Raw genomic sequence first — 12325 nt, 5'->3', positions numbered from 1 at the left:
TTTATTTCTTCTTTAGATAATACTGCCGCTCGGGTTCCGGATAATGCTCGATGGCGTAACGGAGCGCCGTGCGGGGAAGGCGGGTAGCGTTGCGCTCCAAGAAACCGGTAAGCGTCTGCCGATCCTTTTTGCCGACCTCACGTAACATCCACCCAACCGCCTTATGCATCAAGTCGTGTTTATGACCGATCAAACGTTCGGACAGCTCCAAGGTATCCCCAAAATCATTCCGACGGATAAATGCCCACGTAGATACGATCGAGATCCGTTGTTCCCATAAATTCTCGCTTTCCGCCAAACGGTAGAGGAGGGAACGATCCTTGTCCACTAGATACTCGCCCACGATATCCCGACAGGTCAGGTCTACCAGATCCCAGTTATTGCAACGCCGCATATTCTTCAGGTAGAACCGGAAGATGGCTTCCCGTTCTTCCGGCGTAGCCTTCCGGTCTTGGAAACGATAGACCAAGATCAGCAAGGCACATAGACGTGCCTCATGCCACGGGCTGTCCAGCAACAGTTGCAACTCATCGAAAGGACTCGCCTTATTCGCCTTCGCTATACTACGGGTTTGCGGAACGGTCACCCCGAAGAATTGATCCCCTTCACCGTATTGCCCGGGCCCCGTCTTGAAGAAGCGGCTCAAATGAACCGCCTTCTCAGGCGAACCGACCGACTGTAGCTCGGATAGGATAAACGCCGCTGTCATGGCCGGAGTACCCGTGACACGGGGCGGTCGCCCTCCAAGAAACCGATCACGTTATTACATACCGCACGGGCCATAATGATACGGGTCTCCATCGTCTGGGTACCGATATGGGGAGTTAATACCACGTTGTCCATTTCCAACAACTCAGGAAGCGGATAGTCTCCAAACTCGAATACATCCAGGCCGGCGCCATGAATCGTACCTTCCCGCAAGGCTTTCACCAAGGCATGCTCGTCTACCAACGGGCCGCGGGCCGTATTGATCAAGATAGCGGAAGGCTTCATCCGCTTCAACTCTTCCTCGCCGATGATGTGATAGGTATCGGGGGTATAAGGGGCGTTCAGGGATACGAAATCGGCTTTCGCCAGAAGCTCTTCCTTGGAGACGTAGGTGACGTTTAATTTTGTCTCGTCCTCGATGCAAAGCTGGCGGCGATTGTGGTAGATCACCTCCATGCCCAGGGCGTTCGCCCGCTTCGCCAAGGCCTTTCCGATACGCCCCATACCGATAATGCCCAAAGTCTGTCCGGTTACCGGCACACCGAGGTTCTCCAGCACGCCTACCTTCATATCCTTGCCAAGCGTACGCAACTTACGATCGCATTCCGTGATACGCCGGGCGGCATCCAGCATCAAGCCCAAAGCGATATTGGCGGTAGGGGCCGTGACGGGATCTGGCGTATTCGCCACCGTCAAGCCTTTCTCCAGGGCGTAGGCCACATCGATATTATTATAGCCGACGGCGTAATTAGCGATCAGCCGCAACTTCGGCGCATGGTCGATCAACTCTTTATTTACCGGGAAGTCGAACATGGAGCAGAGCACGTCGTACTCCGGTATCATCTCGAAAACCTCCTCATACGTAAAATCTCTTCCCTCGGGAAAAGTAACCTCGTACTTGCTTTCCAACTCGGTAAATCCCTCGCGGAACATGTCGTATGTCACTAGTATCTTCATCTTGGATCTATTTGTAATTCAAAAAGCAAAAATACAAATCAATTGGTAATTAATTCCTAAATTTGTCAAATCATATTCGAAATATAAGCAATATATGGAACAACAGGATATACGCTGGAAACAACGCTTCCAGAATTTCGACAAGGTATTCCACCGACTGGACGAGGCCATGCGGATTCTTTCCCTCGACCCGGACAATTTCTTGCTGCAAGCGGGCATCATCCAAATCTACGAGTCTACTTTCGAGCTAGCGTGGAAGACCCTGAAAGATTACCTAGACGCGGAAGGCTTCACGACTCCATCGCCCAAGGCTACGCTGCGGCAAGCTTTTCAAAGCGGTTATATCCAAGACGGGGATCTATGGCTGAAGGCTCTCAATGACCGGAATCTCACCTCACATACGTATGATGATGTCATCGCCATGGAAGTCATCAGAGATATACAAGGACATTATTTCTATTTGCTAAAAGACTTACACGAATGGCTGAGAACGCAACAGAATCACTCTTACCGTTCTTCGTCGATGTCATATCTTACGAGTCAATCCGTAATCCGGATTTGAAAGCACATATAGACCGGGTGGGCATCTCGATCTATCAACGTTAAATCACTAAACTCTTCAACTAAAATGGTACTAAATTACATTTGGATCGCTTTCTTCCTGATCGCTTTCGTCGTGGCCGTAGGTAAACTGGTTATCGGTGGGGATACCGCCGTTTTTACCGAGATTATCAACGCTTCCTTCGCCTCGGCCAAGACGGGTTTCGAGATTTCCCTGGGGCTTACCGGTATCTTGTCGCTCTGGCTGGGAATTATGAAGATCGGGGAGAAAGGAGGAGTGATACAAGCGTTCGCACGGTTGGCCGCTCCGGTATTCGGCAAGCTATTCCCGGATATCCCGAAAGACCATCCGGTGACGGGATCGATCTTCATGAACCTGTCGGCGAATTTGCTGGGGCTGGACAACGCCGCCACTCCGATGGGATTAAAGGCGATGCAACAATTGCAGGAGCTGAATCCCCAAAAGGAGTCCGCGAGTAACTCGATGGTCATGTTCCTTTGCATCAACGCCTCGGGGCTGACCTTGATCCCGATCACCATCATGATGTACCGGGCACAGATGGGGGCGGCGAATCCGTCGGATGTATTCCTGCCGATCATGCTAGCCACGTTTACGTCTACCTTGGTAGCGATCCTGGCGGTTTGCGTACGGCAAAAGATCAATATCTTGCAACGGAACCTGGTGTTGTTTTTCGGCGGGCTGGGGTTATTTATCGGAGGATTGGTCTGGTTGTTCAATTCCATGGAGCAGGAGCAGGTTTCCCTGTACTCGACCTTGTTCGCCAATACGCTTCTTTTCACCATTATCTGCGGGTTTATCATCAGTGGCATGCGGAAAAAGATCAACGTATACGACGCTTTTATCGAAGGGGCGAAAGAGGGTTTCCAAACCGCTATAACGATCATTCCTTATCTCGTGGCGATCTTGGTCGGCATCGGGATTTTCCGGGCCTCGGGAGCGATGGATTTCATTATCGAGGGGGTTCGCATGGGAGTAGCGGCGATCGGGCTGGATACGGAATTCGTGGGGGCGTTGCCAACCATACTCATGAAACCGCTGAGCGGGAGCGGGGCCAGGGGCATGATGCTGGACGCGATGAATACCTACGGGGCGGATTCTTTCGTAGGCCGCCTGTCATCTATCGTACAAGGCTCTTGCGATACGACCTTCTATGTGGTCGCTCTTTATTACGGCAGCGTAGGCATCCGCAACACCCGTTATACGGTACAATGCGCCTTATTAGCGGATCTGGCCGGAGCGATAGCGGCGATAGCGATGGCTTATTTGTTCTTTTGATAACCTGGCCCAACCTATTAAAACATATTCATAATATGAATAAATATTAACCCGGCATTTGTTTTTATCGTACATTTGTCGCCATAACATTAACTATTTTCAAATCATAAAGAATAACATCTTATGGCAATAGCATATTACGCCGAGGACATCCAGCTCCCGGCAATCAAGAAAAGGGCGGTCAGCGGATGGATCAAGGCGGTTGCCGAGACCTATGGCAAGAAAACGGGCGATATCAGTTATATCTTCTGCTCGGACGAGAAGATATTGGAAGTAAACCGCCAATATCTCCAACATGATTATTACACGGATATCATCACTTTCGATTATACGGAGGGCAACAAGATCTCGGGCGACTTGTTTATCAGCCTCGATACGGTCAAGACAAACGCCGAGACTTTCCACACGGATTATAACGAGGAGCTTCACCGCACCATCATCCACGGAATCCTCCACCTTTGCGGCATCAACGACAAAGGTCCCGGAGAACGGGAGATCATGGAGGAAAACGAGAACAAGGCATTGGCAATCTTACCGGAGGAATGCCGGTAAGAGACATTGACCAACCATAAAAAACACATTCGCCTTGCAGCATTTTACCGCACGTGGGTCGCATTAATACTGCAAGGCGGCTTTTTATACTTCATCAACATAATCACCGGATTGGATTCTTCATCCAGGTTCGCGGCGATATCTTTTAATTCACCCTTCAACTGCCCTTTATTATAAGCTTCAATTAACACGTCCGCATTTAAAGACTGCCAGGTTACGACCTCACGATTTACGGGAATTGAATTCATGTATACTTGCTTTTTATTCGAGAAATCTTTATTATACACGATACATTTGAATAAAGATTCTTCTTTCTTATCATATACCAGATTAGTACGAGGGAATCCTTTCTGTAATCCGAAATCATACTTTTTCTCTACTGCCTCCATAAAGCAATAACGGTCTGTGATAATACTTAAGAAGAGAAATATTTCTGGGTTCATAGACTCTATAGGTGGTCTTCTTATAATAAAAGGTCTTAGCCCTAGATCCGGAAGAAATGTGAACAAGGTATCTGATGAAGGTTCGACAAGTACCCAGTTGTCGCCATCAGGAATTATAGGATAATCGGTAGAGGGGGTAGCTCCATATGTCATATCTTTTTCCGTATCCTGTAAAAGTACCGCAGTCAATATTTTTTTCTTGAAAGGAATTTCTATTTCCTTAATCATATTCCCGTCCGATTTCGACACAAGCATAAATGATAGCTCATTAGCCTCACCGCTGTTACTAGAATAGCCATCATGACATAGCAGACTCTCTTGGTCAAAATTGTATATCCTATCATACATAGTACCTTCTCTATGCTTAAAACTTCGTTTGAAATTTCCATCTAAATCATATACCAGTATTTTTTTGCTAAGATTATCATTGATAAACATCTCATTCTTGTTTTCATCAAGCGTAATTCCTAGGACAAAAGTATATTCTTCGCCACCTTGACCTAAATGGTTTATCTTTCTCAAAGCTTTTCCTTTTCTGTCAAAGATAAAAATATCTCCATCCCTGCTATAGTTTCTCACTACTATTATGTCCTTACCTACATTTTGCACGAAACCTTGACATACAAATTCATCCGTAGTTTCTAAAGGGATATACTCCACATCCATAAAATCCTGAAGAATCAGCTCTTTCTTAGGGTAATTTTCCGTAACATCAACCGTGATAAGATCATCCGATGATTGTTTATTTCTATCTCCACATCCAATCAATAGGAATGGTAACAACATTGAGATCGTGATTATTTCTTTCATACAAGTATCCTTTATAGGTTTAGGTCATAAATATACGTTCATTTCGATACAGTAAGAAACTATTCCTACGATATTTTCGTAAGTGTATTAAGTTTCTCATCACTTACTGCATGAACTATAGAAAAGATTCTATCGCAGAGAGGTATGAAGGTCTGTTTTTTCAAAGAAATGAATACATTCTAAATTATAATTGGCGAAGATGACTAATCCCATAAAAGATCACTCCACATCAGAGGAGGTTATCGCCGGAACCTTTCCCATGAACAAGATCGTACCCATGTTTCTTTCCCTAATCAGAAAAAGGAAAGGGCGGTTTACGTGGAAAGGATAAGGGAGTAAGGAAGGAGGTAATTCTTCCTCTGCAATGATGGTGGCGACCGTGACAGCCGCAGCCTCCGTTCCTCCTTCATCAACCGAGATAAAGGTGTTTTGAAATACGTCTCCGATCTGCAATCTTCCTTGCGCTATATGGGGAAAATTATCCTCATGCCAATCGAAAGGCTGAATCATACCCATCGCCCGTAAGGTCTCGACGAGATTTTGACGACCTTCTATCTTAAAGCGGGGAAGCCTCAAATCGAGCCGCCGTAATTCCCATTCCTTATCCCATCTCTGCCAATTCCCTTCCGTAAACGAGTCCCAACAGGTATCCCAGCTTTTCTCCGGAGAGGGTAAAAATATCACCATTGAAAAGGAATCGTTCCCATAGGGAAGCTCGGCTATATCGAAAAACTCATTCCTCACTAAACGGAAAGATTCGGTCTGGCACATCGTCTTGACTTTACAGATACTCCCGTCCATGGCCGTGAATGGTTCCGGATGGGTATAATCTTCTTGGAACTCGAGTTCCCATTTACCCTGGAAGTAGAGGGCATTTAGCAAGACCATGCGATCTTGCGCAGCGAAAGCCTCCATGATCTTAGGTATACGGTTCTTTGTCTTCTCGGCACACCAACGATTGACGGCATCGACCGCACCGGGAGAGAAAAAGTCTATATTGCGAATCTCCGCGTCGTATACTTTACGGTTTATCTCTTTGAAAGCCGGCTTGACCTCAAAACCTTTGTGTATCCAAATGGAATTATTAAGCCCCAGCTCCGTTTGAGAATCTTTATACTGAAAACAACCGGTTAGCTGTTTATAATAATCATTTATTGAATCCAACGGGATGGAGTCAAGGCAAAGCGCCTCCCGCATCTCATCCAAGCAATCGCTTCCGGCTCCATTCATCACCATCGATAACACACAAGAGGCACTTAAAGGAGATACAACCAACGGCGTATTTGAGGCATCGCCCGACTCTACCATCTTATGGAAAAAACGGAACGCAAATCTCGTATTTCTCTCCGCAATTTGCCGGCTTTCCGGGGATAACTCTATATCTTTCCACATCCGCGTTTCCGACGGCTGCTCGTCCTTCCGGTCTTGGCAAGCCAGCGACAGGATACCCAACCATACGACAAGTAAGACTATAGGGAATACCTTTCTCATAAAACAATGTATGTATTTATTATACAAATATAAACGAATTCTTTCACGAACACTCACTATCTTCGCGTAAAATAAAAGGGAATAAAAATGACTTTCAATTACGACGTAATAGTAGTAGGCGCAGGGCACGCCGGCTGTGAAGCCGCAGCTGCCGCGGCGAATCTAGGATCAAAGACTCTTTTGATCACGATGGATATGAACAAGATCGCCCAGATGAGTTGTAACCCGGCTGTCGGAGGGATCGCCAAAGGACAGATCGTACGAGAGATCGACGCGATGGGGGGATACATGGGGATCGTGACCGACCAGACCGCTATCCAATTCCGTATGTTAAACCGTAGCAAAGGACCGGCCATGTGGAGCCCGCGTGCCCAGAGCGACCGGGCCCGTTTCATTGATTGCTGGCGGGGCATACTGGAGAATATGCCGAACCTTTCGATCTGGCAGGACATGGTTCATGAACTGATCATCGAGAAAGGACAGGTCTGTGGCGTTCGCACGGGAATGAACGTCGTATTCCGTGCCGGAGCGGTAGTACTTACGAACGGTACTTTCTTAAACGGCCTGCTTCATATCGGGCGAACCCAGATACGGGGCGGGCGTATCGCCGAGCCTGCGGCGACCGGGCTTACCGAGCAACTTATCTCTCTGGGTATCCAAGCGGATCGTATGAAAACCGGAACGCCGGTTCGTATCGATGGCCGTAGCGTTCACTTCGACGAGATGGAAGAACAACCGGGCGAGAACGATTTCCATAAGTTCTCTTACATGGATACCAGCCATCGCAGGCTAAAACAATTGAGCTGCTGGACTACTTTTACGAACGAGGCTTGCCATGATATATTACGGGAAGGTCTCCCCGACTCTCCTCTTTACAACGGGCAGATCAAAAGTATCGGCCCGCGTTATTGTCCGAGTATCGAGACAAAGATCGTAACGTTTGCCGACAAGACGCAACATCAACTATTCCTAGAGCCGGAAGGCGAGACGACACAGGAATACTACCTGAACGGCTTCTCCTCTTCCCTACCCTTGGAGATCCAACTTCGAGCGCTTCAAGCGATCCCCGCTTTCCGGGATGTACAAATCTACCGCCCCGGATACGCAATAGAATATGACTTCTTCGACCCGACCCAGCTAAAGCATAATTTGGAGACCAAACAAATCCGCAATCTTTTCTTTGCCGGACAGATCAACGGGACTACCGGATACGAGGAAGCCGGCGGGCAGGGCTTGGTCGCAGGTATCAACGCCCATATCAATTGCCACGGTGGGCAACCTTTCATCCTTGGAAGAGACGAGGCTTATATCGGTGTCCTTATCGACGACTTGGTGACGAAAGGCGTGGACGAACCTTACCGCATGTTTACCTCCCGTGCGGAGTACCGTATCTTGCTTCGCCAAGATGACGCAGACATGCGACTAACCGAGAAATCCTATCAAATGGGATTGGCAAAGCAAGAGCGCTACGACTTACTACGCGAGAAGAAAGAAAGCCGCGACGCCATTATCCGCTTCGTGGAGAACTATTCCGTGAAGCCTCAATATATCAATAGCGGCTTGGAGAGACTAGGTACGGCTCCCCTATCCCACGGTTGTAAATTATTCGATGTCGTACTCCGTCCGCAGACTAGCTTAGAGAATCTGGCAGACTTAGTCCCCGCCCTTCGTGCCGAGCTAGACAAAGTTCCCGCCTCTCGCAAGGAAGAGATCATCGAGGCCGCCGAGATACTGATTAAGTATAGCGGATACATCAAGCGCGAGCGAATCATCGCGGACAAGATAAACCGCTTAGAGAACATCCGCATCAAGGGCAAATTCGATTATAATTCCATCCAGTCTCTCTCTACGGAAGCCCGCCAAAAACTGACCCGGATAGACCCTGATACGATCGCCCAGGCCAGCCGTATCCCGGGCATTTCCCCTAGCGACATCAACATCCTTCTGGTATTGCTTGGAAGGTGAAACACGGAATGTTCCACGTGAAACATATTAAAGGAGATATTCAAATGAACGAAGCTAAAACACTGGTTATACGAGGGAATCTGGTTGATATAATCAATAGGCGAACTTTCGGAGCGGAGGTTTCGATCCAAAACGGGTATATAAAGAAGGTAACGCCCACCGGAGAAGATGAAGGCTCCTATCTCCTCCCCGGCTTTATCGACGCACATGTACACATAGAGAGTAGTATGACGACTCCCGCGGCATTTATTCAAGCAGCCGTACGCCACGGTAGTGTCGGCGCTGTGGCAGATCCTCATGAGATAGCGAATGTAATGGGCACAGAGGGTATCGAATACATGCTTGATAACGCCCGGGGAATCCCATTCTACACTTGGCTAGGAGTTCCATCCTGTGTGCCGGCCACAACCATGGAAACCGCCGGAGCGATCATAGACGCAGATGAAACCGCCCGTCTACTGGAACGAGAGGATTTACACTTCTTGGCAGAAATGATGAATTACCCCGGAGTCTTAAACAACGACCCGGAGGTCTTGCGTAAAATAGAAGCCGCCCAAAGAACCGGGAAACCTATTGACGGGCATTATCCCCTAGCGACAGGCCCCAAGTTAAAAGCATACATCGAAGCAGGTATTTCTACCGACCACGAAACGATCTCCCTGGAAAAAGGCCGTGAGAAATGTGATCTAGGAATGTATGTCCTTATCCGGGAAGGAAGCGCCGCAAAGAATTTCGACGCACTTCATCCCCTACTGAAAGAGTATCCGGAACAAATCATGTTCTGCACGGATGACGCCCATCCTTCTTTCCTGAACAAAGGTCATATTAATAGAATGGTAAAAAAGTCGCTAGACTTAGGATACGATCTATACGATGTCTTACGAGCCGCTTCTTATAACCCGGCCAAGCATTATAAAATCCCCGCAGGTTTCTTGCGGGAGGGAGATTCCGCGGATTTCATCCAAGTAGACAACTTAAAAGATCTAACGATACAGGCTACCTATATACAAGGAACCTGTGTATATGATGGAGAGAAATGCACGCTCCCTTTCCACAAGTCTACGCACTGTAATAACTTCCACACGAAACCGGTCACGCTGGAAAAACTAGCGGTAAAAGCGAGAGGAAAACAAATGCGTGTGATCGTTTGCGAAGACCGCGAATTGATCACGAAAGAGGAACTATACCCCGTACATACATTCGACGGATTTGTGGAATCAGACACGGAGCGGGATATCCTGAAGCTTGTCATCATCAATCGTTATCAAACGGCGCCGCCTGCCATCGCCTTTATCAAAGGGACGGGGCTTAAGCTCGGAGCCATCGCACAAAGCATCTCCCACGACAGCCATAACATCATCGCCATAGGCGCGACCGATTTCGAGCTTATGCAAGCGATCAACGCGGTAATAAAAGCGAAAGGCGGAATCGCCGTGAGCTGTATGGACGAGGTCGCTCTCCTGCCTTTACCGATAGCGGGGTTGATGAGCGACAAATCCCTGGAAGAGACAAGCCGCCTTTACGAAGAGATAGAGAAAAAGATCAAGCGATTAAAGACTCCTATGGATTCATTGCAAATGACGCTATCCTTTATGGGCTTGCTAGTGATCCCTTCCCTGAAACTTAGTGATAAAGGATTGTTTGATAGCGAGACGTTCCAACCAACTTCCTTATTTGTATGATAGCCGATAAAGACGAACATATCAAAACAATTCTATCGATCATCCCGGAAAAACCGGGATGCTATCAATATTTCGATGAAAACGGAACGATCATATACGTCGGTAAGGCGAAGAACCTGAAACGGCGGGTATCCTCTTATTTCAACAAGGTACACGACAGCAACAAGACCCGTGTACTAGTCAAGCAAATCCGGGACATCAAATATATAGTTGTCGATACGGAGGAAGACGCGTTATTGCTGGAGAATAACCTGATCAAACAGTATCGCCCCCGCTACAACGTATTGCTGAAAGACGATAAGACCTATCCTTCCATCGTCGTGAAGAACGAGTATTTCCCCCGGGTTTTCCAGACCCGGAATATCGTCCGGGACGGATCTCAATATTACGGCCCCTACCCCTCCCTGTTCACGGCGAAAGTGATGCTGCAAATGCTGAAGGAGCTTTATCCTCTACGTACTTGTAAATATCCTCTCACCCCCGAATCTATCGCTCAAGGGCGTTATAAGGTTTGCCTGGAATACCATATCAAACGTTGCAAAGGCCCTTGCGAGGGTTTGCAATCATTGGAGGAATACCAACGAAACATATCCGAGATCAAAGAGATCTTGAGAGGAAATATCTCGCAAATCAGCAAACATCTTTACGAGGAGATGCAATCGCTCGCGGCCGAGCTTAAGTTCGAGGAAGCGCAAAAGATCAAGGAGAAATATGAGGTTATCGAGAACTACCGCTCTAAATCTACGGTAGTAACCCCGATGTTGCATAATATAGATGTATTTACGATCATAGAGAACGGCAATTCCGCCTATGTAAACTTTATGCATATCGGAAACGGAGCGATCGTACAGGCCTATACATTCGAGTATAAAAAACGCCTGGAGGAGACCAAGGAAGAACTGCTAAGCCTAGGCATCATCGAGATGCGGAACCGTTTTAAAAGTACCGCCCGGGAGATTATCGTACCGTTCAAGCTGGATATGCAGTTAGAGAACACCACCTTCACGATTCCTCAAAGAGGCGATAAAAAGAAACTGCTCGATTTATCCGAGATGAACGTAAAGCAGTTTAAAGTAGACCGTTTGAAACAAGCGGAAAAACTGAATCCCGAACAACGGAACACGCGCGTCTTGAAAGAGATCCAGGAGGCTTTGCGTCTGGAAAAACTACCAGCTCATATCGAATGCTTCGACAACTCAAACATACAGGGTAGCGATGCGGTCGCGGCTTGCGTGGTATTCAAGATGGGCAAACCTTCCAAACAAGATTATCGCAAATACAACATAAAGACCGTAGTCGGCCCGGATGATTACGCCTCCATGAAGGAAGTGGTCCGCAGACGTTATCAGCGGGCGATCGAGGAGAAATCTCCCCTACCCGACCTAATCATAACAGATGGTGGAAAGGGGCAAATGGAGGTGGTTCGCTCGGTGGTAGAAGATGAACTTGGCCTATCCATTCCAATCGCCGGGCTAGCGAAAGACGGCAGGCATCGGACCTCGGAATTATTATTCGGATTTCCACCCGTCACCGTAGGTATGCGTTTAGATAGCCCGCTATTCCATTTGCTTACCCGGATTCAAGATGAGGTACACCGTTTCGCTATCACTTTCCACAGAGATAAGCGAAGTAAAAACCAGACAAAATCCGAATTAGATACCATAAAGGGAATCGGTGAAAAGACAAAAGTATTACTTTTACATCATTATAAGAGTGTGAAACGAATCAAGGAAGCAAGCTTCGAGGATCTCAAATCGATTATCGGAGAGGCGAAAGCGAAAGCGCTACAAGAAGGATTGAACAAAAAAGCAGCGAACAAAAACTGAACAACACTAAACAAAAAACGAACAGCAGCGAAC

At 47.5% G+C, this 12325-nt stretch carries 10 protein-coding genes; 6 read left to right on the top strand and 4 right to left on the bottom strand.

All coding sequences use genetic code 11. The annotated features are described in order from the left end of the window. Nucleotide 1: 1 nt before the first annotated feature. Both Q0110_RS05470 and Q0110_RS05465 read right to left on the bottom strand, forming a co-directional pair. Nucleotides 2-709 carry a DNA alkylation repair protein gene (locus Q0110_RS05470; protein ID WP_297903813.1) on the bottom strand — a complete coding sequence of 236 codons (708 nt, stop codon included), beginning with the start codon at nt 707-709 and terminating at the stop codon, nt 2-4. Next, a complete protein-coding gene (locus tag Q0110_RS05465) occupies nt 706-1665 on the bottom strand; it encodes a 2-hydroxyacid dehydrogenase family protein (RefSeq protein ID WP_297903809.1) in 960 nt (319 codons plus the stop codon). Before Q0110_RS05465 ends, Q0110_RS05470 begins: the two co-directional genes overlap by 4 nt. A gap of 94 nt (nt 1666-1759) precedes the next feature. On the opposite strand from Q0110_RS05465, the gene Q0110_RS05460 reads away from it, so the two are divergent. The 3 genes from Q0110_RS05460 to ybeY all read left to right on the top strand — a co-directional run bounded on the left by Q0110_RS05460 (nt 1760) and on the right by ybeY (nt 4075). Continuing rightward, nucleotides 1760-2227, top strand: coding sequence for a nucleotidyltransferase substrate binding protein (locus Q0110_RS05460; RefSeq protein ID WP_297903806.1), 468 nt, complete (start codon nt 1760-1762; stop codon nt 2225-2227). Between the two features lie 66 nt (nt 2228-2293). Continuing rightward, the gene (locus Q0110_RS05455) at nt 2294-3523 is read left to right on the top strand and encodes a nucleoside recognition domain-containing protein (protein ID WP_297903803.1); all 1230 of its coding nucleotides are present in this window, start codon (nt 2294-2296) and stop codon (nt 3521-3523) included. Nucleotides 3524-3646: 123 nt separating this feature from the next. Beyond that, the gene (gene ybeY, locus Q0110_RS05450) at nt 3647-4075 is read left to right on the top strand and encodes an rRNA maturation RNase YbeY (RefSeq protein WP_297903801.1); all 429 of its coding nucleotides are present in this window, start codon (nt 3647-3649) and stop codon (nt 4073-4075) included. Nucleotides 4076-4119: 44 nt separating this feature from the next. On the opposite strand, the gene Q0110_RS05445 is transcribed toward ybeY, so the two are convergent. Then, nucleotides 4120-5328, bottom strand: a complete 1209-nt coding sequence (locus Q0110_RS05445; RefSeq protein ID WP_297903798.1) for a 6-bladed beta-propeller — start codon at nt 5326-5328, stop codon at nt 4120-4122. A 219-nt stretch (nt 5329-5547) separates the two neighbouring features. Further along, nucleotides 5548-6819 carry a serpin family protein gene (locus tag Q0110_RS05440; RefSeq protein WP_297903795.1) on the bottom strand — a complete coding sequence of 424 codons (1272 nt, stop codon included), beginning with the start codon at nt 6817-6819 and terminating at the stop codon, nt 5548-5550. 87 nt (nt 6820-6906) lie between these two features. Between Q0110_RS05440 and mnmG the strand changes: the two genes are divergently transcribed. Genes mnmG through uvrC form a run of 3 tightly spaced genes read left to right on the top strand, consistent with a single transcriptional unit; the run spans nt 6907 to nt 12292 of the window. Further along, nucleotides 6907-8784, top strand: a complete 1878-nt coding sequence (mnmG, locus tag Q0110_RS05435; RefSeq protein WP_297903792.1) for a tRNA uridine-5-carboxymethylaminomethyl(34) synthesis enzyme MnmG — start codon at nt 6907-6909, stop codon at nt 8782-8784. Nucleotides 8785-8828: 44 nt separating this feature from the next. Further along, a complete protein-coding gene (gene ade / locus Q0110_RS05430; RefSeq protein WP_297903790.1) occupies nt 8829-10466 on the top strand; it encodes an adenine deaminase in 1638 nt (545 codons plus the stop codon). Next, nucleotides 10463-12292: an excinuclease ABC subunit UvrC gene (uvrC, locus tag Q0110_RS05425; protein WP_297903787.1), complete on the top strand. Its 1830-nt coding sequence runs from the start codon at nt 10463-10465 to the stop codon at nt 12290-12292. The genes ade and uvrC overlap by 4 nt, the downstream gene beginning before the upstream one ends. The last annotated feature ends 33 nt before the right edge of the window (nt 12293-12325 follow it).

The sequence above is a fragment of the uncultured Parabacteroides sp. genome, assembly GCF_947855115.1.
In the GTDB taxonomy this organism is placed as follows: domain Bacteria; phylum Bacteroidota; class Bacteroidia; order Bacteroidales; family Tannerellaceae; genus Parabacteroides.
The sequence above is the reverse complement of the archived record's forward strand: the minus strand, read 5'-3'. Positions and strand labels throughout refer to the sequence as shown.